The organism is Streptomyces cavernicola (genome assembly GCF_029968035.1).
GTDB lineage: Bacteria > Actinomycetota > Actinomycetes > Streptomycetales > Streptomycetaceae > Streptomyces > Streptomyces cavernicola.
On sequence record NZ_JASCIQ010000027.1, the window covers coordinates 1 to 25,636 of the forward strand.

General features: G+C 73.3%; 26 protein-coding genes. 14 read left to right on the forward strand and 12 right to left on the reverse strand.

The window, feature by feature from the left end:
* Positions 1-173: 173 nt before the first annotated feature.
* Positions 174-899: a TetR family transcriptional regulator gene (locus QIS96_RS23905; protein ID WP_282544773.1), complete on the forward strand. Its 726-nt coding sequence runs from the start codon at positions 174-176 to the stop codon at positions 897-899.
* 34 nt (positions 900-933) lie between these two features.
* Here the strand turns inward: QIS96_RS23905 and QIS96_RS23910 are convergent, their stop codons facing one another.
* Positions 934-2,448 (reverse strand): MFS transporter, encoded by a 1,515-nt coding sequence (locus tag QIS96_RS23910; protein ID WP_282544888.1) that lies wholly within the window; start codon positions 2,446-2,448, stop codon positions 934-936.
* A gap of 117 nt (positions 2,449-2,565) precedes the next feature.
* On the opposite strand from QIS96_RS23910, the gene QIS96_RS23915 reads away from it, so the two are divergent.
* The 5 genes from QIS96_RS23915 (at position 2,566) to QIS96_RS23935 (ending at position 7,991) form a co-directional block, all read left to right on the forward strand.
* Entirely contained in the window at positions 2,566-3,387 is an 822-nt protein-coding gene (locus tag QIS96_RS23915) for an AraC family transcriptional regulator (RefSeq protein WP_282544774.1), read from the forward strand.
* A 115-nt stretch (positions 3,388-3,502) separates the two neighbouring features.
* The gene (locus tag QIS96_RS23920) at positions 3,503-3,796 is read left to right on the forward strand and encodes a hypothetical protein (RefSeq protein ID WP_282544775.1); all 294 of its coding nucleotides are present in this window, start codon (positions 3,503-3,505) and stop codon (positions 3,794-3,796) included.
* Positions 3,797-3,958: 162 nt separating this feature from the next.
* Positions 3,959-6,436, forward strand: coding sequence for a heavy metal translocating P-type ATPase (locus tag QIS96_RS23925; protein WP_282544776.1), 2,478 nt, complete (start codon positions 3,959-3,961; stop codon positions 6,434-6,436).
* Positions 6,437-6,523: 87 nt separating this feature from the next.
* Positions 6,524-6,943: a cupredoxin domain-containing protein gene (locus QIS96_RS23930; RefSeq protein ID WP_282544777.1), complete on the forward strand. Its 420-nt coding sequence runs from the start codon at positions 6,524-6,526 to the stop codon at positions 6,941-6,943.
* Between the two features lie 67 nt (positions 6,944-7,010).
* Positions 7,011-7,991 (forward strand): hypothetical protein, encoded by a 981-nt coding sequence (locus QIS96_RS23935; RefSeq protein WP_282544778.1) that lies wholly within the window; start codon positions 7,011-7,013, stop codon positions 7,989-7,991.
* A 30-nt stretch (positions 7,992-8,021) separates the two neighbouring features.
* Here QIS96_RS23935 and QIS96_RS23940 read toward each other — a convergent pair whose 3' ends face one another.
* Positions 8,022-9,206, reverse strand: a complete 1,185-nt coding sequence (locus QIS96_RS23940) for an alpha/beta hydrolase family protein (RefSeq protein ID WP_282544779.1) — start codon at positions 9,204-9,206, stop codon at positions 8,022-8,024.
* Between the two features lie 153 nt (positions 9,207-9,359).
* Here QIS96_RS23940 and QIS96_RS23945 point away from each other — a divergent pair, with 153 nt between their 5' ends.
* Positions 9,360-10,409 (forward strand): Lrp/AsnC family transcriptional regulator, encoded by a 1,050-nt coding sequence (locus QIS96_RS23945; protein WP_282544780.1) that lies wholly within the window; start codon positions 9,360-9,362, stop codon positions 10,407-10,409.
* A gap of 43 nt (positions 10,410-10,452) precedes the next feature.
* Here the strand turns inward: QIS96_RS23945 and QIS96_RS23950 are convergent, their stop codons facing one another.
* The 4 genes from QIS96_RS23950 to QIS96_RS23965 form a co-directional block, all read right to left on the reverse strand.
* Positions 10,453-11,130: a CBS domain-containing protein gene (locus QIS96_RS23950; RefSeq protein WP_282544781.1), complete on the reverse strand. Its 678-nt coding sequence runs from the start codon at positions 11,128-11,130 to the stop codon at positions 10,453-10,455.
* Positions 11,131-11,133: 3 nt separating this feature from the next.
* Positions 11,134-11,595: a Crp/Fnr family transcriptional regulator gene (locus QIS96_RS23955; protein WP_282544782.1), complete on the reverse strand. Its 462-nt coding sequence runs from the start codon at positions 11,593-11,595 to the stop codon at positions 11,134-11,136.
* Between the two features lie 157 nt (positions 11,596-11,752).
* Positions 11,753-12,466: a CBS domain-containing protein gene (locus tag QIS96_RS23960; protein WP_282544783.1), complete on the reverse strand. Its 714-nt coding sequence runs from the start codon at positions 12,464-12,466 to the stop codon at positions 11,753-11,755.
* A gap of 41 nt (positions 12,467-12,507) precedes the next feature.
* Positions 12,508-13,395 (reverse strand): universal stress protein, encoded by an 888-nt coding sequence (locus QIS96_RS23965; RefSeq protein WP_282544784.1) that lies wholly within the window; start codon positions 13,393-13,395, stop codon positions 12,508-12,510.
* A 267-nt stretch (positions 13,396-13,662) separates the two neighbouring features.
* Here QIS96_RS23965 and QIS96_RS23970 point away from each other — a divergent pair, with 267 nt between their 5' ends.
* From QIS96_RS23970 to QIS96_RS23980, 3 genes are all read left to right on the forward strand, one after another.
* The gene (locus QIS96_RS23970) at positions 13,663-14,571 is read left to right on the forward strand and encodes a universal stress protein (RefSeq protein ID WP_282544785.1); all 909 of its coding nucleotides are present in this window, start codon (positions 13,663-13,665) and stop codon (positions 14,569-14,571) included.
* A gap of 34 nt (positions 14,572-14,605) precedes the next feature.
* Complete coding sequence (locus tag QIS96_RS23975) at positions 14,606-14,884, forward strand: DUF1876 domain-containing protein (RefSeq protein ID WP_282544786.1); 279 nt, start codon at positions 14,606-14,608, stop codon at positions 14,882-14,884.
* Positions 14,885-15,018: 134 nt separating this feature from the next.
* A complete protein-coding gene (locus QIS96_RS23980; RefSeq protein ID WP_282544787.1) occupies positions 15,019-15,696 on the forward strand; it encodes a response regulator in 678 nt (225 codons plus the stop codon).
* 43 nt (positions 15,697-15,739) lie between these two features.
* Here the strand turns inward: QIS96_RS23980 and QIS96_RS23985 are convergent, their stop codons facing one another.
* Entirely contained in the window at positions 15,740-17,482 is a 1,743-nt protein-coding gene (locus QIS96_RS23985; RefSeq protein ID WP_282544788.1) for a sensor histidine kinase, read from the reverse strand.
* Positions 17,483-17,817: 335 nt separating this feature from the next.
* Between QIS96_RS23985 and QIS96_RS23990 the strand changes: the two genes are divergently transcribed.
* From QIS96_RS23990 to QIS96_RS24000, 3 genes are all read left to right on the forward strand, one after another.
* On the forward strand, positions 17,818-19,245 hold the full coding sequence (locus tag QIS96_RS23990; RefSeq protein ID WP_282544789.1) for an MBL fold metallo-hydrolase RNA specificity domain-containing protein: 1,428 nt from the start codon (positions 17,818-17,820) through the stop codon (positions 19,243-19,245).
* Between the two features lie 255 nt (positions 19,246-19,500).
* A complete protein-coding gene (locus QIS96_RS23995; RefSeq protein ID WP_282544790.1) occupies positions 19,501-20,211 on the forward strand; it encodes a CBS domain-containing protein in 711 nt (236 codons plus the stop codon).
* Positions 20,212-20,216: 5 nt separating this feature from the next.
* Positions 20,217-20,891 (forward strand): DUF4389 domain-containing protein, encoded by a 675-nt coding sequence (locus tag QIS96_RS24000; protein WP_282544791.1) that lies wholly within the window; start codon positions 20,217-20,219, stop codon positions 20,889-20,891.
* Positions 20,892-20,937: 46 nt separating this feature from the next.
* Here QIS96_RS24000 and QIS96_RS24005 read toward each other — a convergent pair whose 3' ends face one another.
* From QIS96_RS24005 to QIS96_RS24025, 5 genes are all read right to left on the reverse strand, one after another.
* Complete coding sequence (locus QIS96_RS24005) at positions 20,938-21,531, reverse strand: Rv1733c family protein (RefSeq protein ID WP_282544792.1); 594 nt, start codon at positions 21,529-21,531, stop codon at positions 20,938-20,940.
* 72 nt (positions 21,532-21,603) lie between these two features.
* On the reverse strand, positions 21,604-22,050 hold the full coding sequence (locus tag QIS96_RS24010) for a DUF7144 family membrane protein (RefSeq protein ID WP_282544793.1): 447 nt from the start codon (positions 22,048-22,050) through the stop codon (positions 21,604-21,606).
* Between the two features lie 234 nt (positions 22,051-22,284).
* The gene (locus QIS96_RS24015; protein ID WP_282544794.1) at positions 22,285-22,449 is read right to left on the reverse strand and encodes a hypothetical protein; all 165 of its coding nucleotides are present in this window, start codon (positions 22,447-22,449) and stop codon (positions 22,285-22,287) included.
* A gap of 40 nt (positions 22,450-22,489) precedes the next feature.
* A complete protein-coding gene (locus tag QIS96_RS24020) occupies positions 22,490-23,419 on the reverse strand; it encodes a universal stress protein (protein ID WP_282544795.1) in 930 nt (309 codons plus the stop codon).
* Between the two features lie 76 nt (positions 23,420-23,495).
* A complete protein-coding gene (locus tag QIS96_RS24025; protein WP_282544796.1) occupies positions 23,496-24,380 on the reverse strand; it encodes a universal stress protein in 885 nt (294 codons plus the stop codon).
* 252 nt (positions 24,381-24,632) lie between these two features.
* Here QIS96_RS24025 and QIS96_RS24030 point away from each other — a divergent pair, with 252 nt between their 5' ends.
* Positions 24,633-25,568 (forward strand): universal stress protein, encoded by a 936-nt coding sequence (locus QIS96_RS24030; RefSeq protein WP_282544797.1) that lies wholly within the window; start codon positions 24,633-24,635, stop codon positions 25,566-25,568.
* The last annotated feature ends 68 nt before the right edge of the window (positions 25,569-25,636 follow it).

The window sequence follows — 25,636 nt, forward strand, 5'->3', positions numbered from 1 at the left end:
GAAGTTCTGGCTCATGGCAGGGATACCCCAGTTCCGTGCGCCGACCGGTGCTCCCGGCCGCGGGCAATACGAGAGAATGGCACTCAGTACCCTCAGTATGCACACTGAGTGCCAGCAATCAATCCCCGCCCGCGACCGCCGGGACCGGCTCCGGGCGGTGCTACGTTGCCCCCATGAGCGAGGAACAGGAACAGCCCACGGGCGCCGACAACAACTCCGCGAAGCCCGCCATCCGGGACGCGCTGATCTCGGCGGCCTTCGAGCTGTTCCTCGACCGCGGCTTCGAGCGCACCACCGTCGACGACATCGTCCAGCGCGCCGGAGTCGGACGCAGGTCCTTCTTCCGCTACTTCCCGTCCAAGGAGGACGTGGTCTTCCCCGACCACGAGGGCTGCCTCGCCGAGATGAAGGCGTATCTGGAGAAGGCCGACGACGAGGACCCGGTGGCGCGGGTCTGCGACGCCGCCCGCATCGTCATGCGGATGTACGCCGACAACCCCGCATTCGCCGTGCAGCGCTACGAGTTGACGCGGGCCGTGCCGGGTCTGCGCCACCACGAGCTGTCCGTGGTCTGGCGGTACGAGCACACGCTCGCCGGCTATCTGCGGCGGCACTCCGCGGGCCGTCCCGACGGCACGCTGCGGGCGGACGTGATCGCGGCGTCCGTCGTCGCCGCCCACAACAACGCCCTCCGGTCGTGGCTCCGCTCCGGCGCCGAGGGCGACCTCACGGCAAGCATGGACCACGCCCTCGAATTCGTACGGAACTCCAGTTCCCTGCGGGCGGACGGCGACGGCGCGGGCGACGCGCAGGACGATGTCGTCGTCCTGATCACCAAGCGCCGCACACCGTTGTGGCGCATGGTCCGTGAGATCGAGGCCACGCTCGACGAGGACTGAAGGACACCCGCAGCCGCTTCGGCACACAGGGAACTCAGTTCCCCTTCTGGTCGCACTCGGTGCCAGGCCGTGTTGGCGCGAGGTGTGCCCTGTGGTCGGCCGGGGCCTCTTCTCCGGCGGCGTGCACGCCTTCTGGGGAGCGGTTCCTCCCGAGCAGGGCGGCTGTGAGGACCGCGCCGAGGGCGAGGAGGGCGGCGGCGACGGTGAGTGCGAGCGAGAAGCCGTCCGTCGCGGCCCGCAGCGGGCCGCTGCGGGCGGCCGATGCGTCGTCGCTGCGACCCGCGGCCAGCGCGACCAACACCGCCACCCCCACAGCGCCGCCGACCTGTTGGACAGAGCTCAGGACGGCCGAGCCGAGCCCCGCGTCCTCCTCGGTGGTGCCCGTGAGCGCGGCGACGGTCAGGGCGGGCAGGCTCAGCCCGCAGCCCAGGCTCGCGACGAGCATGCCGGGCAGCACCCCGGCCGCGTACCCGTCGCCCGGCCCCACGTCGGAGAGGAGCAGGAGTCCGGCAGCGGTGATCAGGAACGATCCGGCGAGCGCCGCCCGCACCCCGAGCCGGACCACCGCTCGCGAGGAGAGCCACATGCCCGTGAGGATGCCTGCGCCGTACGGCAGGTGGGCGAGGCCGGCCGTGAGCGGGCCGTAGCCGAGGACGGTCTGCAGGTGCACCATCAGCAGGAACGCCATCGCGTACAGGGCTGCGGAGAACAGCAGGGTCGCCCCGTTGGCCACGGCGCGGAAGCGGAAGGACAGGAACGACCACGGCACCAGCGGCTCGGCGGCCCGCGCCTCGACCACCAGGAACGCGACGGCGAGGAGCACGGCAAGAGCCAGGGACCCGACGACGACCGGGGCCGCCCAGCCCGACTCCCCGGTCTGGAGCAGCCCGTAGACCAGAGACACCAGGGCGCCGGTGCCGAGCACCGCACCGGGTACGTCGAGCCGGGCCGCGTCACCGGCCCGGCTCTCGGGGACCAGGCGCGGCAGCAGTACGACAGCCACCGCGGCGACCGGCAGGTTGACGAGGAAGATCCAGCGCCAGGACGCGAGGCCGGTCAGCGCACCGGAGATCACCAGACCCGACGTGCCGCCGAGGGCCGCGATGCCGCCCCAGACGCCGAAGGCCTCGGCGCGCTCCTCCGTGCCGGGGAACAGGAGGGCGATCAGGGCCAGCGCGGCGGGACTGGCCATGGCCGATCCCGCGCCCTGGACGAACCGCCCGGCCACCAGCTGCCAGGGCTCCTGCGCGAGCCCGCAGACGAGGCTGGCCGCGCCGAACAGCACCACTCCGGTCAGGAAGACGCGCCTGCGGCCGAGGAGGTCGGCCATGCGGCCGAACAGCAGCAACAGCCCGCCGAAGGCGAGGAAGTAGGCGTTGACGACCCAGGCCAGACCGGCGCTGTCGAAGCCGAGGTCGTCGCGCACGCTGGGCAGCGCGACGCTCACCACGTTGTCGTCCAGGACGAGCATGAACTGCACGAAGCACAGCACCACCAGAGCGGGTCCGCGACGCCGCCCAACGGACCCTGTTTCTCGTGCAGTTGGCATCGGCGTCGCACTGGATTCGTTCGGCATACGACGACGCTATGCACCCGCCGCGGCGGCCGCGATGCGCTACGGGGCCACGTCGTATCGCATCGAGGACACGCGCCCTACGCTGGCGCTATGACCGATGCCTTCGAAGTCGAAGGGGCCGTGCCGGCCGGGGTGGGCGCGATCGTCGTCGGGAGCTTCCCGCTCGCGACCGGTCAGTGGTTCGTGCCGCACCGGCACCCGCAGCACCAACTGGCCTGGGCGCAGCGCGGAGTGCTCGGCGTCGCCGTCGGCGAGGACTACTGGGTGCTGCCGCGCACACGGGCCCTGTGGCTGCCCGCCGGGGTCGTCCACCGGACCGGCGCGACCCGCGACGCCGTGCTGTGCAGCCTCTACTTCGAGCCGGACCGCAACGCACCGAACCGCAGCGCGCCGGACTGGACCGAGCCCACGCCGGTCGGCGTCGACGGGCTCCTCGCCCACCTGATCGCCCACCTCAGCCGCAAGGACCTCCCCGACGACGCACGGCTCCGCGCAGAGGCCGTCGTCCTGGACCTCCTCCAGCCCCTGCCGGCCACGCCCATCGACGTGCCCACCCCCACCGACGACCGCGTACGCGCCGTGGCCGACGCCCTGCTCGCCGACCCCGCGGACCCGCGCAGCCTGGACGCGCACGCGCGCGCCGTCGGGGCGAGCCGGCGCACCCTGACGCGCCTTTTCGTCCACGACACCTGCATGAGCTTCGACCGCTGGCGCACCCACGTACGGCTGCGCGCCGCGCTCCCGCTGCTCGCCGAGGGGCAGCCGGTCTCCCGCGTCGCACACGCCGTCGGATACGCGACGCCGAGCTCCTTCCTCGCCGCGTTCCGCCGCACCGTCGGCACGTCCCCCGGCCGCTACCTGAGCGGCGACACCGGCGCGCCCACCGAGCCACGCGGACCGGCCGCCCCTTGAGCAGCACCTCGGCTTCCGCAGAGACACCCGCGCCAGTCCGGGAACCCGTACGGGAACTCGTACAGGAACGCGTACGCAGCGCAGGATCCAGCCCGTCCGCACGGAGGTGAGCCTCATGGCGTCCCTCGCCCTGGCCCTGGTCGTCGTCCAACTCGTCGCCGTCGTCCTGTGCGGCGTCCACCTCCACCGGCGGCGGGGCCACGGCGCGGACGGGCGGACGCGCTCGCTCCGCCTTCTCTCGCCCGTGCTCCTCGCGACCTCGGCGCTGCCGTTGATCCCGCTGCTCGCCTACGACGCATCGGCCCTGCTCTGGGGCCTGTGGGGTGCCGGATACCTCACGGCCGCCCTCGTCCACGCCGCCGCCGGGTCGGCCAGGGGCTCTGTCGGCCCGCCCGCCCCGACTCCGTAGGGCCGCACGTCCCCCAGCTGGGCCACCCGGCCCATGCGCCGCCCCGCCGGGGGGAGGAGGGTGGCAGTAGAGCGCCTCCACGTGCGGTCGCCACGCGCGGTTGCGACCCGCGTCCGGACCGCTCGCTACGGGAGTGATCACGGCGCACAGGGAGAAGTGACCGTGCACGACCACCACACGGAACACACGGACCACATCGAACACACGGAGCACGCGGAACACACCGACCGTACGCAACAGTTCAGTACCGCCGTCCTCGACGTACGAGGTCTCGGCTGGGCTTCCCAGCAGAGCACCGTCAGCGCGGTCCTGGGCAGGCGGCCAGGCGTGCTCGACGTGGCAGCCAACCCGGTGGGGCTGACGGCGACGGTCGTCTTCGACCCGGGCCGCACGTCGTTGGCCGAACTGCGGCGCTGGGTCGAGGAGTGCGGCCTGCACTGCGCGGGCCAGTCCGTACCGGCGCACCTCTGCGACCCGCTGGCCGAGCCCGCCCCACCGCTAACGCCAGCTCCACCGCCGACGCCGACCCCTCCGCCGACGCCCGCCGCACTTGCGGCCGGCGCGCACGGACACGGCGACATGTCGATGGCGGACATGGCCGCCGACCTGCGCAACCGCTTCCTCGTCGCGGCGCTCTTCTCGATCCCCCTCGTGATCTGGTCACCGATCGGCGAGGACGTCCTCCACCTGGACGCGCCCGTGCCGTTCGGGCTGCGTCAGGACGTGTGGGCGCTGCTGCTGAGCCTGCCGGTGGTCCTCTGGTCGTGCACGCTGTTCTTCGCCGGCGCGCTCCGCGCCCTGCGAGCCCGCACGCTGGACATGATGGTGCTCGTCGCGGTCGCCGTCGGCTCCGGCTGGCTGTACTCCGTGGTCGTCACGGTCACCGGCGGCGGCGACGTCTTCTACGAGGCGGCGACCGTCCTCGCCGCCTTCGTGCTGCTCGGCCACTGGTTCGAGATGCGCGCCCGCGGCGGCGCCAACGACGCCATCCGCACACTCCTCGACCTGGCCCCGCCGAAGGCGCTCGTCCTGCGCGACGGCGAACCGGTCGAGGTGCCCACGGCCGAAGTGGCCGTCGGCGACCTGCTGTTGGTCCGGCCGGGCGCGAAGATCGCCGTGGACGGGGTCGTCGAGGAGGGCGCGAGCGAGGTCGACGAGTCGATGGTCACCGGCGAGAGCCTGCCCGTGCACAAGGAGCCCGGCTCGCAGGTCGTCGGCGCCACCGTCAACGCCAACGGCACCCTGCGCGTGCGCGCCGCCAAGGTCGGCTCGGACACCGCCCTGGCCCAGATCGTCAAGCTCGTCCAGGAGGCCCAGAACTCCAAGGCCCCGGGGCAACGGCTCGCGGACCGGGCGGCGTTCTGGCTGGTCTTCGTCGCGCTGATCGGCGGGGCCGCGACCCTGGCCGTCTGGCTCCTGGCCACCGACCGCTCCCTGGGCACGGCGATGCTGTTCGCCATCACCGTCGTGGTGATCACCTGCCCGGACGCGCTCGGCCTCGCCACCCCCACCGCGATCATGGTCGGTACGGGGCTCGGGGCCAGGCGCGGCGTGCTCTTCAAGAACGCCGAGGGCCTGGAGATCTCCGCCCGTGTCCAGACCGTCGTCATGGACAAGACCGGCACGCTCACCAAGGGCGAGCCGGAGGTCACCGACGTCCTCACAGGCGACGACGGCCCGACCGCGAACGAGTTGCTCCGGCTGGTCGCGGCGGTGGAGCGCGAGTCCGAACACCCCCTGGCAGAAGCCGTCGTGCGACACGCCGCCGCCCAGGGGCTCGCCACCGAACGCGCGGCGGGCTTCGAGAACATCCCCGGCCACGGCGCCGTCGCCACCGTGTCCGGCCGCCGGGTCGCAGTCGGCAACCGCCGCCTGACCGAGCGCGAGGGCGTCGACCTCAGCGAACTCGCAGCGGCACGCGACGAGTTGGCCGCCACCGGCCGTACGGTCGTGATCGTCGCGGTCGACGGTCGTGCGGCCGGTCTGATCGGCATCGCCGACGCGCCCCGGGAGTCCTCGGCCACCGCCGTGCGGGAACTGCACGCCCTCGGCGTCGAGGTCGTCATGCTCACCGGAGACAACCGGGCCACCGCCGAACGCATCGCCGCGCAGCTCGGCATCGACACCGTCGTCGCGGAGGTCCTGCCCGGCGACAAGGCCGCCGAGATCGCCGCACTCCAGGCCACCGGCCGCAAGGTCGCGATGGTCGGCGACGGCGTCAACGACGCCCCCGCCCTCGCCAGGGCCGACCTCGGCATCGCCATCGGCGCCGGCACCGACGTGGCGATCGAGACCGCGGACCTCGTCCTGATGCGCTCCGACCCCCTCGACGTGCCCACCGCCCTGCGCATCGGCCGCGGCACGCTGCGCAAGATGCGCCAGAACCTGGGCTGGGCCATCGGTTACAACGCCCTGGCCCTGCCCATCGCCGCCGGCGTCTTCGAACCGGCCTTCGGCCTCGTCCTCCGGCCCGAGATCGCCGCCCTCACCATGTCCGGCTCCAGCTTCATCGTCGCCGCCAACGCCCTTGCCCTGAAGGGACTTCGACTGCCGAGCACCACTCCGTCCCCCCTGCCGGCCGCACCGGAAGCGGCCGTCGACAGCGCCTACGACGAAGGCCCCGCCCGCCGCGCCGCCTGACACCGACCCCGTGCATCCACGCGTACGCCCTCTCGTACGCCGCCCTCGACACCACCCCGTACGCCGAACTCCCGAAGGATCGTTCCGATGTCACCGTCACCCCGCCTCCGGCGCACCGCCGGCCTTCTGCTCGGGGCGGCCGCCGCCCTCGTCCTGGCGACAGCCTGCTCCGACACGGACAACGGCTCCACCCCCTACGCCCCCACCCCGCCGGCCACGACCCCCGCGAACCCGCCCGCCACGCAGAACGCCGGCGAGGACCGCATCGTGGCGGAGAACTTCGCCTTCGACCCGGACACGCTGACGGTCAACCCGGGCGAGAAGGTCACGGTCGTCAACAAGGACTCCACCGCACACACCGTGACCGCCACGGAGAGCGGGGCGTTCGACACGGGCACCATCGACGGCGGCAAGTCCGGAACCTTCACCGCCCCTTCGAAGCCCGGCAGTTACGACTTCGTCTGCAGCTTCCACTCGAACATGACGGGCAAGCTGATCGTGCGCTGAGCCCGACGCCCGTGGTCCGCAGGGGCACGAGGTGCGGGATGCTCCGGGGCGGCGGAGTGTGGGAGGCATGCGGAGGAAGGAGAGGCGCGGAGGCGGGGCGGGGAGCGGAGCGCGGGACGCGGAGGAGGTCCTCGACGAGCTGTACGTGACGCCGCCGCCCGAGTTCGTGGCCCGGCGGGACGAGCTGGCCGCCGAGGCGAAGGCGGACGGCCGTGCGGAGGACGCCCGCAGGATCCGTGCCGCCCGCCGTCCGACGCGCGCGGCCTGGGCGGCGAACCTGCTGCTGCGGTCGGCGCCTGCGGACTGCGAGCGGTTCCTCGAACTCGGGCAGGCGTTGCGCGAGGCGTACCGGTCCCTTGACGCCGCCGAGATCAAGCAGCTGTCGGGCCGGCGGGGCAGTGTCGTCTCGGCCATGGCCCGGCAGGCCGTCGCCCTGGCCCTTGAGGCCGGGCACCGGTTGTCGGACGACGCGCAGCAGGGCGTCGTGTCCACCCTGCGGGCCGTGCTCGCCGACCAGGAGGCGGCGGACCAGTGGGCCGCGGGTCGGCTTGAGGGCGCGCTCACTCCGCCCTCGGACTTCGCACCGAGCGGCGTCACGGAGGCTGTCACGGAGGCTTCCGTACGGGAAGAGGAGGAGCCCGGTCCGAAGCGGGCAGCTCACGAGGCCGCGCGGACCTCGCCACGGGCCGCGCCGGTCGAGGAAGAGCTCGCCGAGCGGCGCCGGCGCCGGGAGCAGGAGCGGCTCGCGGCCGCGCGCAAGGCCGCTGCGGAGGCCGCCGCCGAGGCCGAGCGGGCGCTTGAGCGGCAGCGCACCGCCACAGAGGACGCGGAGGCCGCCCTGGTGCGGGCGCGCGACCGCGAGGCCGAGGCGCGTGCGCGGACGACCGAGGCCGAGGACCGACTCCGTGCCGCCCAGGGCGAGTTGGAGCAGGCGGAGCGGGACCGGCGGGACGCCGAGGAGCGGGCCCGGACAGCGGCGGACGCCACCGCCCGAGCCGAACGAGCGGCGCGGCAGGCGGCGGACGAGGTGGAACACCTCCGCGAATGAACGCCTCGGGTTCCCGTACGGTTCCCGCCGTCAGTCGGCGAACAGCTCGCGTACGTACGGGATCGTGTCCGGCTGGGACGCGGCCATCGTGCCGCTGTGGTCGGTGGGGTACGTCCTGAACGTCACGGGCTCGCCGTTGGCCGTGAGGGCGTCGGCGTAGGCGGCGGTGCCGGTGACGGGGACGTCCTGGTCCTGCGTGCCGTGCGCCATGAAGAACGGCTTGTCGAAGCCGTCCTCCGGCATGCCCATGTAGTCCCGCACGGTGTCGGCGAAGTGCGGGATCTCGTTGACGGGCCGGTCGAGGAAGTCGCCCGAGGAGACCCCGGCCGCGGCGATCCGCTTCTCCAGCGGGTGCAGGCACTCCTTCTCGGCGAGCGCGATGAACTTCTTGCCCGTACGGCTGAGCACGCTGTCGATCCGCAGCTCGGGGTGCACGTCGCGCAGCGCCGCGAAGATGTACGTGCCGTACGCCGTGCTGACGGGGCTCGACGGCTCGTCGGAGGGGCCGGCCGCGGCGACGAGCCGCTCCACGTACGCCGGTGTGCCGGTGCCGACGGCGCCCCGGTAGTCGAGTTCCGGGCCGCCGAACTCGGTGGCGTGGCGCGCCGTGTAGATCGCGGCGCCGCCGCCCTGGGACTGGCCGACGGTGACCCACTTGCGGGCCAGTCGGGCGCTCTCCGGCAGCCGGGCCCCGGCGAAGGCGCGCCCGGCCTTGACCATGTCGACGATGTTGTGGGCCGTCGTCCTGCCGTCGAGGTAGGGCATCAGGCCCTTGGTGCCGAGGCCCACGTAGTCGCTGGCCACGATCGCGTAGCCCTGTTCCATCCACTTCGCGAGATACGCGAGGTCGCGTTCCTGTGCGGACGAGCCGACGCGGGAGGGCGTGCAGTCGTCGCCGAGTCCCACGGTGCCGTGCGCCCACGAGATGACGGGCCAACCCCCTCGCGGGGCCTCGCCCTTGGGGATGAACACGGCGCCGGTGCTGTGGGCCGAGCGGCCGTCCGCGTTCGTGGTCGTGTACGTGAGCCGGTACGCCTGGCCCGTGCCCGGGACCCACAGGTCGGCGTCGAGCGGGGCAGCGCCGACCACGGTTCCCGGCTCGGGTCGGCTGTGCTGCGCGGCGTTCGCGGAGGCGGCGGGCGCGGCGGTGGCGGTGAGGGCGGCGGTGAGGGCGAGAGCCGTTGCGGTGCGGACCGACGAGGCGCGGAGGACCACGGTGTTTCTCCGTTCGGTAGACGGCTGGAGAGCGGGGGCGGCTGGAGGGTTGAGGGCGGCTGGAGAGTGGGGACATGGTGCCGCCGCGGCCCGTCGGGGTCGGGACATTGCCTGATCCTTGCGGGATCGGGGGCGCGAATGTACGTTCCGTGCGTGATCAGCGAGGACGATCTTGCGCTCGTACACGCGCTGCAGGAAGCGCCTCGGGCGCCGTGGGCGCTGCTCGCCTCGGTGCTCGCGCAGGAGCCCCGCACGATCGCCCGTCGTTACGCCCGGCTGTGCGCGCGTGGCGATCTGCGGATGGTGCCCACCACGGGGCCCCGGCTCGTGGACCGGCTCCAACTCGCCCATCTGCGGCTGCGTACCGCGTCCGGCCGGGCCGACGAGGTGGCGCGACGGCTCGCAGGACTGCCGCTGGCCGCTTCGGTCCAGGTCACCGACGGCTCGGCCGATGTGTACGCGACGTTGGTGGGCACGGACCACCAGGCCCTGATCCGCTCGGCGCACGAGGCCGTGGCGGCGCTGCCGGGCGTCGACCGCGCCGAGGTCAACACCGCGCTCGAAACCGTCGAGGTGGGCGGCTCACGCCGTCTCGAATCCCTGCACCCGTCCCAGATACGGGCGTTGCGGGCCGGGCTTCCGGAGCCGCGGGCCGGTTCCGCCGCCGCCCTCAGACAAGACGACCTCCCCCTTTTCCGGCTGCTCTCCCAGGACGCGCGCACCGACACCGCCGAGCTGGCCCGCCGTCTGGGACGGGAACCCAGCACCGTCTCGCGCAGGCTCGCCCGGCTGCGCACGGACGGCCTCCTCGGCTTCGTACCGCTCCTCACCGACTCCGCTTCGCCCGCGCCGTGGCGCGTACTGCTGTGGTGTGCGGCGCCGCCCGGCGAGGTGCCCCAACTCACCGCCAAACTCGCCCAGTTGTCGAAGATCGGGCTGCTGACCGTGACCACCGGCCGCCCCAACGTCCAGCTTCTCGCGCACCTGGAGTCGCCGGCCCGCGTCACGGCCCTGCACGCGGAGCTGGCCGCCCTCTGCCCGGGGCTGCAGATCCTGGAGACGCAGGTCGCGGCGTACGCGGTGAAGGTGCACGGCTGTCTCCGCACGCCTGACGGACGCTGGTCCGACGAACCGTCCGATCAGGGCGGCGTGCTGCAGCAACTGGTCGACGAGCCACGGCGAAGCGGCGCGCGCCGACGGTGAACGGTCCTTGCTCGGCTGTTCACGTCGGCATGCGCTCCGCTGTTCACGTCGGCACGCGCTCCGCGGCGAGCTCCAGTCGTACGTCGACCACGCCCTCGACCGTGCGCAGCGCCCTCGCGAGCAGCGGCAGGGGCGTGCGGTCGCGGAGCGGGCCCCGGAGGGTGGCGATGCCGTCCCGGACCGTGACATGGACGGGGCCGGGGAGCGGAAGCCCGTCGAGGACCTGGTGGATGTCGTCCGCGATCTCCTGGTCGGAGCGCAGGAACACCTTGAGCAGGTCGCTGCGGCTCACCATTCCTTCGAGCAGGCCCACCCCGTTCACCACGGGGAGCTGCTTGACGCCCTTCTGCGCCATGACGCGGGCGGCCTCGGGCAGGGTGGCGTGCGCCCGCACGGTGACGGCGGGGCTCGACATCAGGTCCTCGACGAGGACGGCGGCGGCCTTGACCGCGGCACGGGCCTGCTCCGGCAGGTGCGGATCCTCCTGTTTGAACTCCTCCTTCAGCAGCAGGTCGGCCTCCGAGACGACGCCCACGACGCGCCCCTCCCCCTCCAGCACGGGCAGCGCGCCGACCTTCCACTGCTGCATCAGTTCGACGGCCTCCTTGTACGAGGCGCCACGGCCGACGGCGACCGCGGTGTGGGACATGACGTCGCTGACGGTGTACCGGTGCGCGGGTGCGGCCCGGCCCGGCTCCAGATCTCCGGGTTCGCTTGTCATCGGCTAGATCACGCTTCCGCTTCCGTGCGGGGCGTACAGGTCGAGCAGCCGGACGCGGGTCGCCTGCAGTCGGTGGGCGAGGATCTGGCCGACCCAGTGGGCGATGGCGAAGCCGAAGGCCAGGTCGGCGTCCATGAGCATGCGTACGTTGCGGGCGTCGTACTCGTAGGTGCGGACGGGGGTGGTGGCCGTGGCGTCGAGGTGCCAGCGGTACGGCTCGTACAGCCACGACCAGCCGACCAGGTCGCCGGGGCCCAGGTTCTCGATGACGGCAGGCCGCCCGCCGGGGACGCGGAACTCCAGGGAGACGGCTCCGGACCGCACGATCCAGAACTTGTCTGCGCGGCCGCCCTCGCTGAACAGGTGGGTGTCCTCGGGGTAGTTGACTTCCTGGGCGTGTTCGAGGAGCCGGTTGCGGTAGGCCACGGGGAGGGTGGTGATCGAGGTGGGGATGGGTGAGCGCATGAGAGTCTCCGTTCCTCTTCCGCTTCCGCTGCCTCTCCCCCCTCTCCTCCCCCGCCTTCCATTCTGCGACGGGGGCCGGGTGCGGGGGTAGGCCGGGCGGCCCCTCCGGTGGGCCTGAGCGGCTCCTGGCCCGCGGTACGTGGGTTCCGCGCCGCCTTCACGCGTCGTCGAGGTGGTCCTTCGGGGCGGTCGGGCAGGCCCCGCCGGTCGGGTCCGTCTCGTCGTTCCGGAGCAGGGCGCCGAGCAGAGCGTTCCGGTGCACCACTCCGATGAGGCGTCCGGCCTGGTCCGTCACCGGCAGCCGCTTGAGGCGGGCCAGGGACACCAACCAGGCTGCTTCGGCGACCGTTTGGCGGGAGTACACCGTGACGGCGGGCGAGGTCATCAGGGTCTCGGCGGTTTCGGCTGTTTCGGCTGTTCCGGCTGTTCCGGCTGTTCCGGCGTGAGCGTTGCCGTGGGGCCGGCGTTCGCGGAACCGCGCCAGGACGCCCGAGGGGCCGCCCGAGGCCTCGATCGCTGCCTTCGCGAGCAGGTCGGACTCCGACACGACGCCGAGCACATGGTCCTCGGGGTCCACCACCGGCAGGCACCCGGTGTGCTCACGGGTGAGCAGCCGCGCGACGTCCAGGAACGGCAGGTTTCCGCGTACCGACGCGGTCGGGAGGTCCATGACGTCGCGGACGAGGAGAGGCTCGGGTCCGGCCTCGGGAGTGCCGTCGGCGGGCGCCTCGGCCGGGACGGCTGCCAGGCGTACGGTGGCGTGCCGTGCGGAGACCGTGGCCACGGCGCCGATGTAGCGCGCGAGGAGCGCCTCACCCCGCTCCTCGCGCCGTGTCTCCGCCCGTGCCGCGCACCTCTCGTGGTCGTTCATGGCGGACTCCTCGACTCTGTTGCCGCTGAAGGGAGTTGGGGTCAGCTGTCGCCGTCCCCGGCGGTCGCGTCGGCCGACGTGGGCACCGTGATCACCGGGCAGCCGGCCCGGTGCAGCAGGCCGTGCGGAACGGAGCCGAGCCGCATGCCGGTGAAGCCCCCGCGGCCCCGGCGGCCGACGACCACGGCGAGGGCCTGCCGGCCGGCGTCGGCCAGTACGTCGACGGGGTGGCCGCGGCGCAGCTCGCGGCTGAGCGGCACGTCGGGGTGGGCGGCGGCGAGCGGGGCGGTCGCGGCGTCCAGCTGGCCGCGGAAGTCCTCGACCGCCGCGCGCTCGTCCAGGAATCCGAGGAGGGGCCGCGGCCACGCCCATACGGCCCGTACCGCGGCGCCCCGCGCGGCCGCGGCCGTCAGCGCGTGTTCGAGGGCGACCTCCGCCGCCGCGCTGCCGTCCACGCCGACCACGAGATACGGGGGCTCCTCGACCGTGTACTCCGTCTCCGGGACCACGGCCACGGGGCAGGCGGCGTTCGCGCTCACCGGCACCGTCGTCGAGTACGCGCTGAGCATCTCCGCGAGGCGGCCGAGGCGGCGCGAGCCGAGGACCACGAGGTCGGCGTGCCGGGACTGGCTCACCAGGGACTGCGCGGGGTTGGACTCCGTGATGAACGTCGCCACGTCCAGGCCAGGCCGGCGTTCGCGGGCCCGGACCACGGCCTTGTCGAGCAGCTCGTCGCCCAGCTGCCGCAGCTCCTTGTGGTGGGCGGTCTCCACGACTCCGTGCACGTGATGGGTCACGGGGAGCACCGCATGGACCAGGTGCAGCGGTGCCCGGCGGCGGGCGGCCTCGTCGACGGCCCAGGCCAGAGCCGCGTCCTGCTGGGCGCTGTCGACGCCGAAGACGACGGGCCGGTTTCCGATGGGCGTCATGGCTCCTCCACCCGTGCTCGGAGCGGCGCCGGCCACCTGCTGCGGTCGGCTCTTGTCCGCACGTTACGTACGCCGGGCTGTGCCACGGCAGGACCGAGTGGTCCCCACCATGGTGAGCCGTTCGTCCACGACGCGCAGAACACCGGGTCGTTCGGTCCCCCGTTCCACCCTGTTCGGCCCCTGTGCCGAGGGCTCCCCGCGCTGTGCACTGGACGGGTGGCGACCCCTGTCTCCGTCCGAGGTTTCAGGTCCGAGGAGGTCCGCGCCATGTACCGCCATCTGACCGCAGGGGTGGACGGCTCGCCCGAGAGCCTCGCGGCCGCCGCCTGGGCCGCCGACGAAGCCGTACTGCGCCGTCTTTCGCTGCATCTCGTCCACGCGGAGGTCTGGCCGCCGATCGGCCGGGAGACGGGCCCGCCGCAGCGCGCGGGCGACTTCGAGCAGCAGCGGCGGTGGTCCGAGGAGATGCTCGGCGAGGCCGCGGAGGCCCTGCGCGAGCGGCATCCCGGCCTTACGGTCCACGTCCGGACGGTCGCGGCCCGGCCGCCGGCCGCGCTGGCCATCGAGGCGGGCGAGGCCGAGCTGCTGGCCATCGGGTCACGCGGGCCCGGCCGTATCGCGGGCTTCTTCCTGGAGTCGGTCGGCCTTGCCGCGGTCGCTTGCGCCGAGCGGCCGGTCGTCCTCGTACGCGCCGCCCGGCCCCCTGCCGGGACGCCGCCACGCAACCGTACGAGCCGCTACCGCGACGTGGTCGTGGGCGTGGACCTCGACCGGGCCTCCGAGACGCTGCTCGGGTTCGCGTTCGACGTGGCCGCCCGCCGCGACTGCACACTGCGTGTCGTGCACAGCTGGCCGCTGTCGCCCGCGCTCGACACGGACCCGTCGCGGGACGCCGACGGGCGGCTCGTGGCGGCGGAGGTCGAGCACGCGCTCGCGGGTCTCCTGGAGCCCTGGCGGCAGCAGTTCCCCACGCTGGACGTCGTCGGGCAGGCCCTGGTGGGCCCGCCCGGGGAACAGCTGGCCCACTGCGCCGCCGACGCCGATCTGCTGGTCGTCGGCCGGCGCGTGCGGGGTTCCCTGTTGCCGGACGCCCTGGTGGGAACCCGGATCGGAGCCGTCACCCGCGCGGTGATCCACCACTCCCCCGCACCGGTGGCCGTGGTCGCCCACGCATAGGCCGAAACGCCTGCGCATCCGAGGAGGGAAGGTCATGAAACACACAGCCGAATGGGACGTACGGCTCTACCTGTCCGAGGAGGACGGGACGACGAGGACGCACGCCGTCCTCAACACCGGCACCAGCACGCTCGACGGCCACGGCACGGCCCAGTGCAACCCCGCGGACAGCGACGTGCCGGAGATCGGCGACGAGCTGTCCGCGAGCCGCGCCCTCCAGGACCTGGGCCGCCGGCTGATGGCCACCGCCTACGACGACATGGAGGCCGTGGGGGCGGCGGGGACGGACTCGACCCGGCGCGATCCCCGGTAGGCCGCGATCCGCGGTGCGGCCGGGTCCGCGCGGCCTGCGGGCATCCCTCGCCGGCGTGCGGAAGCCATGGCGGGCCGCCCTGACGGACAATCCTCGTAGGAGCTGTTGGCCCGACCGATCGCGCGGGGGTCGTCATGACCGAACAGACAACGACCGACGGACACACCCGCGTCTTCCTCGTGGACGATCACGAGGTCGTACGGCGCGGTCTGCGCGACCTCATCGACGACGAGCCCGACATGGAAGTGATCGGTGAGGCCTCGACGGCGGACCAGGCGCTGGCCAGGGGGCGTGCGCTCCGTCCCGACGTGGCGGTTCTCGACGTACGGCTGCCGGACGGCGACGGGATCTCCGTGTGCCGCGAGCTCCGCTCCTGGATGCCCGACCTGGCCTGTCTGATGCTGACCTCCTTCGACGACGAGGACGCGCTGCTCGACGCGATCATGGCGGGCGCCGCCGGGTACGTCCTCAAGCAGATCAAGGGCTCCGACCTCGTCTCCGCGATCCGGACCGTGGGGACCGGGCAGTCGATGCTGGACCCCGCCACCACCGCCCGTCTGATGCACTCGCTGCGCGGTCCCGAACCGGCCGCGCCGCCGGAGGACGAACGCCTGGCGGCGCTGTCGGAGCGGGAGCGGTCCGTCCTGGAGCTGATCGGCGAGGGGCTCACCAACCGGCAGATCGCGGAACGGCTCTACCTCTCGGAGAAGACCGTCAAGAACCACATCTCGCGGCTCCTCGGAAAGCTGGGCGTCGAGCGCCGCGTGCAGGCCGCCGTGATCGCCGCGCACGCCGACGAGCACGAGACCTGAGCACCAGGTCGAAGAGTCCGCGAGCCGCCGACCGAGTACGGGCTCACTCCTGCTCCGTCGGCGCCCTCAGCGGCACCCGCCACTCCAGGGCCGAGCCGCCCTCCGGCCCAGGGCGGGCGATGACCGACAGGGTGCCGCCCAGGCGTTCGGCCCGTTCCGTGAGGTTGCGCAGGCCGCTGCGCGGGCCGTCCGGGGTGATGCCGACCCCGTCGTCGCTCACCGTCACCGTCACGACGCCGTCGTCGGCGACGACCGACACGTCCGCCCGGCGAGCTCCGGCATGGCGGGCGACGTTGGTGAGCGCCTCGCCGATGACGGCGATGACCTCGTCGGCCATGTCGGCGGATACGTCGGTGTCGAGCAGGCCCTCCATGCGCAGGGCCGGGGCGAAGCCGAGCGTCGGGGCGGCCGAGTCCACCGTCTTGACGATGCGCGCCCGGAGCTTGGGCGCGCGGCCCGGGGCGCCGTGTTCGCGCAGGCCGAAGATGGTCGAGCGGATGATCTTGATGGTGGTGTCCAGGTCGTCGATGGCCCGGGTCAGCCGCGCCTGCGCCTCCCGGTGCTCGACGAAGCGGCGGGCGCTCTGCAGGGTCATGCCGGTCGCGAAGAGCCGCTGGATCGCCAGGTCGTGCAGGTCCCGGGCGATCCGGTCGCGGTCCTCCAGCTGGCTCACCTGCTCCGCGTCCCGGCGGCGCTCCGCCAGTTCGAGGGCGAGCGCCGCCTGGCTGGCGAAGCCGGGCAGGGCGAGGGTCTCGGCCCGCGTGAAGGAGGCCCGCCCCCGGCACCTGGCGAGGATGAGGACACCGCTGAGGCGTTCCTTGGTGTCGACGGTGACCGCGACCGCGGGTCCGAAGCCCCGCCACCGCTCGGGCTGGACGGTGATCCGCCGGTCGCTCGACACGTCCGCCACGTTGACGAGGCCGTCGTGGTTCAGGGCCACCGAGGCGAGGGTGCCCTCGCTGCTCGGCAGGACGACGCCGCGGTGCTGTTCGGCCCGTTCGCCGTGGGCCGAGGAGCCGCGCAGCTCGCCCTGCGAACCGACCATGTAGAAGACGCCCATGTCGGCGCCGACGATGTCGACGGCGCGCTCCAGCATGCCGTCCAGGACCTCGGCCTCCGCCGTGCCGGACAGGAGCGCGCTGGTGAGGTCGGAGCTCGCCGCCAGCCAGAGCTGCCGCACCCGTCCCTCCTCGTAGAGCCGCGCGTTCTCGACGGCGATGCCGGCCGCGACGGCGAGGGTCGTCACCACCGCCTCGTCCTCCGCGTCGAAGGCGACCCCGCCCCGCTTCTCGGTCAGGTAGAGGTTGCCGAACACCTCGTCGCGTACGCGGATCGGGACGCCCAGGAAGGAGTGCATCGGCGGGTGGTGCGTCGGAAAACCGTAGGACGCCGGGTGTGCGGAGAGTTCGGCCAGGCGCAGCGGCTGCGGGTTGCGGATCAGTTCGCCGAGCAGGCCGTGGCCTTGGGGCAACTCGCCGATGTGGCCGCGGAGTTCGTCGTCGATGCCGACCGTGACGAACTCGGAGAGCTTCTGGTCCTCGCCGATGACGCCGAGGGCGCCGTACTCGGCGTCCACGAGCGTGACGGCCGCCTCGACGATCCCGCGGAGCACCTGCGGCAGGTCGAGGGCACGGCCGACGGACATCACGGCTTCGAGGAGTCCGTGCAGCCGGTCGCGCGTGCTGCGCACCTCGCCGATGCGGAACTGGAGCTCGTCGAGGAGCTCGTCGAGTCTCAGGCGCGGCAACCGTGCCTCGGCGGAGTCCGCGGCGTCCTCCCGGCCCATCGAAACCTCCGGCTGCATCGGGCACTGGGGGCGCTCGGGGCACACCCTGTGGATCGGTTTCACGGTAGCTCCGAAACGCCGCCCGCTCTCCTCGAACCGGGGCCGCCCTCGCGGAATGCCGTACGGAGCGGGTCGTACGGAGCGGTCGTACGGGCGAGTCGTACGGGCGAGTCGTACGGGCGAGTCGTACGGAGCCTTGTGCGGACGCGGCGTACGGCGATGCGGTCCCGCGCATGAGCCGATCGGCCCCAGGTAGGGGGCTGTCGGCCCCCTCCGGAGGGCAGGCGCCGGGTGCGACCGTGGAGGCCGGCCCACTCGTCGAAGGAGGGCTGACCATGTCCGAGGCAGCCTCGATCCCCGTGCCCGGCACGACCCGTCCGGCCCTGCTCACCTTCCTCGGCGGGGTCGGGACGGTCACGGGCAGCAAGTTCCTGGTGGAGAGCGACCATGCGCGGATCCTCGTCGACTGCGGGCTCTTCCAGGGTTTTGCGAGCCTGCGCCGGCGCAACTGGGAACGTCTCGCGCGCGACGCCGCCGACATCCACGCCGTGGTCGTCACCCACGCCCACCTGGACCACTGCGGCTATCTGCCGCGGCTCGTCCGGAACGGCTTCCGCGGGCCGATCCTCACCACCCCGCACACCCGCGGGCTCGCCGAGATCGTGCTGCGCGACAGCGCCCGGCTGCAGCAGGAGGCCGCCCGGCACGCCAACGAGCACGGCTGGTCCAAGCACCGCCCGGCGAAACCGCTGTACGACGACTCCGACGTGGACAAGACCCTGGACTTCTTCGACCCGGTCCCGCTCGGCGCGGACGTGGAGATCATGACGGGGACCAGCCTCACGCTGCACCACTGCGGCCACATCCTCGGCTCCGCCTGGGTGCGGATCACCCTCGAGGACGGGCACACCCTGGCGGCCTCCGGTGACCTGGGCCGGCCCGGACACCCGCTGCTGCGCCCCGCGGAGCCGTTCTCGGGCGCGGACGTGCTGCTGATGGAGTCGACGTACGGCGACCGCCGCCATGACCAGGACTCCGCCCGTACGGCCTTCGCCGACGTGATCGCCCGGACCGTCGCCAGGAACGGCACGGTCGTGATCCCCGCCTTCGCGATCGACCGGACCGAGGTCGTCCTGCACGAGCTGGTGCGGCTGCGGGACACGGGCGTACTGCCGCGCTCCGTCCCGGTGTTCGTGGACAGCCCGATGGCGCTCGCCGCGCTCGACGTGTACCGGCAGGCCGTACGCGAACGCTCCGCCGAGCTGCGCCCCGAGATCGTCGCGGCGGGCGAGGCCGCGCTGCGACCCGAGCCGTTTCAGGCCGCCCGCACGGTCCAGGAGTCCATCGACATCAACAGCGTGCCGGGCCCCGCCGTCATCGTGTCCTCCGCAGGCATGGCCACCGGCGGGCGCGTCCTGCACCACCTGGACCGGCTGCTCCCCGACTCCCGCAACACCGTGGTCATCGTCGGCTTCGCCGCGGCCGGGACGCGGGCCCGCGACCTGGTCGACGGGGCCAAGGCCCTGAAGATGTTCGGCGGTTACGTGCCCGTGCGGGCGGAGGTCGCCGACGTGCCGCACTTCTCCGCCCACGCCGACGCCGGGCAGATCCTCGACTGGCTGCGCGGCGCCCCGCCCCCGCACACCGCGTACCTGGTGCACGGCGAGCCCTCCGCGTCCGCCGTCCTGCGCGACCGCATCGACCACGAGCTCGGCTGGACGGCCGTCGTCCCGCGCTCCGGCGAGGCCGTCCTGGTCCGCTGAACCACCCGCTCCGGCGGCGTACGGACACCGAGCCGGTGATCTGTCGACCACCCTCGACGAGCGATTCCCGCGCACCGGCGCCGCCCCCGGCCGGGTCTTCGCCGCGTACGCCGACGATCACGGCCGGTCGCCCGGCCCCGCCGACACTGCAGGGCCGAAGGAGGCGGACGATCCTGAGAAGCGGGGCCGGACGCGGGGGCCGGGTCGGCCGGTCGAGGGCGGGAGAAGTCCAGCGCACGAGAGAGGCGACAGGCGATGAGACACCGCAGCGTCGCGGACCTGATGACACCCACGGCGGTCAGCGTCGCGCCCGAGACGACGTTCAAGGAGATCGCACGGCTTCTGGACGAGTACGACATCACCGCGGTGCCCGTCGTCGACGAGGCGGACCGGCCCCTGGGCGTGGTCTCCGAGGCCGATCTCGTACGCCGCCGGGTCCGCGGTTCGGAACCGGACGCAGAGACTTCGGAACCGGACGCAGAGGCGGAGGCCGGGGACGCAGAGGCGGAGTCGGAACCTGGGGCGGCGCGGATCGGGCGGGCCGGGGCGGACACCGCGGCCGGTCTGATGTCGAGCCCGGCCGTCGTCGCCCGCCCCCGGTGGAGCGTGGTGCGGGCGGCCCGCACGATGGACCGGGCGAAGGTCAAACGCCTGCCCGTCGTGGACGACGAGGGCCGGCTCATCGGTGTGCTCAGCCGCAGCGACCTCGTCCAGCTCTTCCTCCGCCGCGACCGGGCCATCCAGGAGGAGATCGTCGAGGACGTGATCACCCAGACTCTGCGCCTCAGCCCCTCGGCCCTCACCGTGGAGGTCACGGAGGGCCGGGTCACCCTCAGCGGCAGCGTGCGGGACCCGGGCCTCGTACCGGTGCTGCTGCGGCTCTGCGACAGCGTCGACGGCGTCGTGACCGTCGTCGACCGGCTTCAGAAAGACCAGAAAGACCACGACGTCCCGGCAGGGAAGTGACGACCATGGACACCCCGTACGCGCCCCACTCCTCCCCGGTGGCGCTGACCGCCGAACTCGACGCCCCGCTGTCCCGATGGCTGTGGCTGGTCAAGTGGCTTCTGGTGATCCCGCACTGGATCGTGCTGTTCTTCCTGTGGATCGGCTTCTTCGTCGCCACCGTGATCGCCTTCTTCGCGATCCTCTTCACCGAGCGCTATCCACGGGCCCTCTTCGACTTCAACCTCGGCGTCCTGCGCTGGGCCTGGCGCGTCTCGTACTACTCGTACAGCGCGCTCGGCACCGACCGGTATCCGCCCTTCAGCCTGGGCGCCGAGCCCGGCTATCCGGCGCGGCTCGACGTCGACCGCCCGGAGCGGCTCTCACGCGGGCTCGTCCTGGTCAAGTGGTGGCTCCTCGCCATCCCCCACTACCTGGTCCTCGCGTTCTTCACGGGCGGCATGCGCGCCGGGCTGTGGAGCATCGGCCTGATCTCGCTGCTCGCGCTGTTCGCCGGGGTCGCGGTGCTGTTCACCGGCCGGTATCCGCGTGACCTGTTCGTGCTGGTCGTCGGCCTCAACCGGTGGATGTTCCGGGTCGTCGCGTACGCGGGCCTGATGACGGACGTCTATCCGCCGTTCCGGCTCGACCAGGGCGGGGCGGAGCCGCCGTCGAAGTCCCTCTCCGGCTACGGGAGTTGAGGGCGGGGGGAGTTGAGGGCGGGCCGGAGTTGAGGGCGGCGGCCGTTCATTCGTCGCCGCTGCCGGGGCCGCTGCCGCGGCGGAGCCTGCCGGACCAGACCGGCTCGACCTGCTCCCACTCGCGCTCCCACGCCACAAGGCGCCGGCTCTCCGTACGGCGACGTGCGAGGCAGGCGACGCCCATGCCCGAGGCCGCCGCCGCGGCCGCCGCGGTCAGGCCGCCCGCGAAGGTCGTCAGGACCCGGTCCCCGGTGCTGCCCGGCGAACCGGACGGCACGCCGCGGTCGTCCACCCAGATCCTCACCGCGTGCCCCTTCGGCGTCTGCGGCGGGACCTCGACGGTTCCGGACCGGCGCACGCCCGCCGGGTACTCCCACACCGCCGCCGCCACCGACTGGCTGCGGGCGCCGCTCCAGGGGCCGACCGCCGTCACCGCCACCTGCCGGGTCGTGGTCGCGCGCACCTCGTGGAGGTGTGCGGCGCGCTCGCGGTCCGCCCTGGCCCCCGCGTCCCAGAGCAGTCCCGCCGCCACGACACCGCAGACCACGGCGACCGTCAGCACGAGCCGCACCGCTCCACGGCCCAGAGACCCCGCCCAGGAACCGGTCCGGGTCGGGCCGGACCGCTCGTGCTCGCTCATGTCGCACCTCCGGTGCGCGGCGGGGTCGACCTGTCGCGGCAGGCCTTCAGTGCTCCGGGTTCCGGGGTCCGGTCAGTCGTTCCGTACGCGCCACTCGGGCGAGCCGAAGAGGCTGTCGCGTCGGACGGTGCACAGGGCCCAGATGACGAAGCCGGAGATGGCGATCATCACCACCGACCACACCGGGTAGTACGGCAGCGAAAGGAAGTTGGCGATGATGACGAGCCCGGCGATGCCCACGCCCACCACCCGCGCCCACATCGAGGGCTGCAGCAGACCGATGCCGACCAGCACGGCGGCTGTCCCCAGAGCGAGGTGGATCCAGCCCCAGCCGGTCAGGTCGTACTGGAAGACGTAGTCGGGCGTCGTCACGAACACGTCGTCCTCGGCGATGCCCATGATGCCGCGGAAGATGCCGAGCACCCCGACGAGCATGATCATCACCGCCGCGAACGCCGTCAGGCCGCCCGCCCACTCCTGCTTGGCCGTGTGCACCGGCCGTGTCTGTGTCGCAGTCATCTCGTGTTCCTCTTCTCTGCTGCTCCGGGCGTGCGGCGCCCGGAGGTACGTGAGTACGTGAGGGTTCGTGTGCGGGTCCGCCGTCAGAGGAAGGCCGTGGAGACCTCCACGGTCCGCACCGGGCGTGCGGGGCGTGGGCGCAGCCCGCTCAGGGGCGCGGGGAAGGTCCTCGGCTCCCGTGGCAGTGCGTCGCCCGCCGCGACTCCGGGTTCGGAACCCGGCTGTCTCCTGGTTTTACGGGCCCGTCGTCGACAGCGATCGGAGCGCATGGGCCACCTTCCTTCTCCTGAACTGCCGTTGCTTACCGCCGAGTTGGCGTCCGTCGAGTTGGGGTCCGTCGAGTTGGGGTCCGTCGAGTTGGGGCTCGCGTGGCGTCGAGTCGTCGGCGCTTTCTCCCACGGTGCGGCCGTCCTCACGGTGCGCCCCAGTGCCGAAGGGGTCACGGGCCCTGGGCCGGTCGGTCCGTACGGCGCCGGGCCCGACCGGCCCCGGTCGCAGCCCCGTCCGCCCCGCCCGCCCCGTCGGCCGGGGGCAGGGGCACGGCGATCACGGGGCAGTCGGCGTGGTGCAGCAAGCCGTGCACCGTGCAGCCGAGCCGCATGCCGGAGTAGCCGCCGCTGCCCCTGCGGCCGACGACGACCGCGAGTGCCTCCCCGGAGACCCGGGTGAGTTCCTCGACGGGATGGCCCCGTACGACGATGCGCTCGACGTGGACGTCCGGGTAGCGCTCGGCGCAGCCCGCGACCGCCTCGGCGAGCAGGCGGCGGCGCTCGGCCAGGCCTTCCTCCGCGTCCTCGTGGACGAAGACCGGCCGGGGCCACACCCACACCGCGGTGAGCGCCACCTCGCGCAGGCTCGCCTCCGCCATCGCGAACTCCACGGCCGCCCGGCAGTCCGCGCTGCCGTCCACGCCGACGACGATCCGCGGCGGGTGGACGGCGGTGTGCTCAGGTTGGCGGACCACGACGACGGGGCAGTGCGCGCGGGCGGCGAGCGGGACGGCCACCGAGTCCTCGCCGAGGAACTCCGCGGCCCTGCCCAGGCGGCGCGCGCCCACCACGGCGAGGGCGGCCCCGGCCGTCGCGTCGCGCAGGACCGTCGCGGGCGGGCCGTCGACGAGCTCGGCCACGGTCCACGGCTCGTCGTGCAGGTCCCGTACCAGCTCCTCGGCGTCGGCGAGGGCCGAGAGGGCGCGGATGCGCAGCGAACTCCGGTGCGCGAGCGCGTCGTTCCACAGCCGGTCGTGCACCGGGGGCACGGCGGACACGAGGCGCAGCCGGGCCCCTCTGCGCTCGGCCTCGTCGGCGGCCCAGAGGAGGGCCGGCACGGGCGGCTCGCGGGGGTCGACGCCGAGCAGTACGTCGCTCATGGTTCCTCGTCTGGCTTCTCGTCTGGCTTCTCGTCTGGCTTCTCGTCTGGCTTCTCGTGTGGTTCCTCGCTCCGCGTCACTCGGGCGGAGAGACGATCTGCACCGGGCAGTGGGCGTGATGGAGCAGGGCATGGGCGACCCGGCCGAGGGACGGGCCGACGCCGAGCAGCCGTCGCCCGCGGCCCATCACGATCAGGTCGGTGTGGCCGCTCGCCCCGATCAGGGTTCCGGGGGTGCTGGTGCCGGTCTCGACGTGGTGCGTGACGTTCAGGTGCGGATAGGCCTCGGCGACGCCCGCGGCGAGGGCTTTCACCTCACCGGTGCGCTGCCGCGCGAGCGCGTCGAGGTCGTCGAGCATGGTCACGACGCTGCCGACGTGGGTGAGGACGTTCCACGCACTGACGAGGCGCAGCGTCGCCTTGCGGGCCTCCGCCTCGGCGGCGGCGACGAGCAGCCAGTCCAGGTCGCCGGCCTCGTGCACGGCCGCGGTCACCACGCCCGTGCCGGGCTGCTCGCTCTCTCCGCGTACGACGATCACTGGGACCTGGGTACGGGCTGCGACGCCCAGGCCGACCGAGCCGAGCAGGAGTGCGGGGAAGCCGCCGAGCCCGCGGTGGCCGACCACGATCGTCCCGGTGTCGCCGGCCGCGGTGCGGAGGGCGCCGACGGGGGTGTCGCCGCTGAGCTTCTTGGTGACGGTGAGGTCGGGGAAGCGTTCCTGGACCGCGCTCGCCGTCTCGGTCAGGAGTTCCCGGCCCGCGTCGCGCAGCGCCTCGATGGTGTCGGCGTCGGTCCAGGTGGAGCGGCGGACCGAGTCGGCGGCGTGCACGAGGTGCAGGGGCCGACCGCGGAGGTCCGCCTCGGCGGCCGCCCAGTGCGCGGTCGTCCGGGCGGACGGGGAGCCGTCCACGCCGACGACGACGTCGCCGAGCTCCGGGCGCGCGGGGATCTGGCTGTCCATGGCTCCTCCTCCGGGCCCCGTCCCGCGGGCTCGTACGTGTCCCGTTCGTGTCTCGTGCACGCCTCGAACGCGCCTCGTACGAGTCCCGGGGGCGCCACTTCTCACGCTGGCACCTGGGAGCGGCGGCTGAGGAGGGGCCGATCGGTACCGATCGCGACCCTGCCCGGCCCCTCCTGGCCGGGGCCTGCGGGAACGAGGCTGAAAGTCGGGGCCCGGCGTCCCGGGTTCCCCGCACCACCGAGGAGGCAGGCCATGACAGCCCAGGTCACCGTCGGGATCGACGACTCGGAGGAGAGCCTCGCCGCGGCGCGGTGGGCAGCGGGGGACGCGGCGGCGCGCGAGGTTCCGCTGCGCCTTGTGCACGTCGAGCCGTGGCCGAGCACGCCGGAGGCCGTGGAACCGTACGACCGCACGGCGTCGGACCGCGCCGCGGGCCTGCTGCACGACACCGCCGAGTGGGCGCGCGGGGAGTACCCGGGGCTTGAGGTGTTCACCGGCCAGGCGCTCGGCAGGCCCGGGGAGGAACTGACGGCCGCGGCGAACGAGTCCGACCTGACGGCGCTCGGTTCGCGCGGTCTGGGCGGGGTGCGGGGCTTCCTCCTCGGCTCGGTCTCACTCCAGGTCGCGGGCACGGCGCGCAGGCCGGTCGTCCTGGTCCGCGCGGGCAGCGCGTTCGGGAGCCGGCCCGGCGGGATCCTCGTGGGCTTCGACCTCGACGACTCGCACGCCTGCGACGCACTGCTCGCCTTCGGCTTCGCCGAGGCCTACCGCACCGGTTGGCCGCTCCGCTTCCTCAACTGCTGGACCCTGCCGCCGACTTACGGCCAGGCCTCCGTGATCAATCCGGGCCTGATCGAGGACATGGCCGAGCAGCGCGTGAAGGGCATGGGCGACCTCCTCGAACCGTGGCGCAGGCGCTACCCGGAGGTCGAGGCACGAACCGAGGCGCGGCTGGGGAGCGCCGGCCTCCAACTGGTCGAGGCTTCAGGCGAGGCGTCGGGCGGGGCATCGGGCGAGGCTTCCGGCGGGGCATCGAGCCGGGCAACGGGCGGGGCGTCGGGCGGGGCGGAACTCGTCGTCCTCGGCCGCCGCACCCGTCCCCTCCCCCTCGGCCCGCACCTGGGCCACGCGACACACGCCGTCATCCATCACAGCCCTGCGCCGGTCGCCGTGGTGCCGGTGAGGTGAGCCGACGACGGCCGACGGCCGACGGTAGTTCTGAGGCAACAGCCTTGCATGCTCTGAGGCAACAGCCT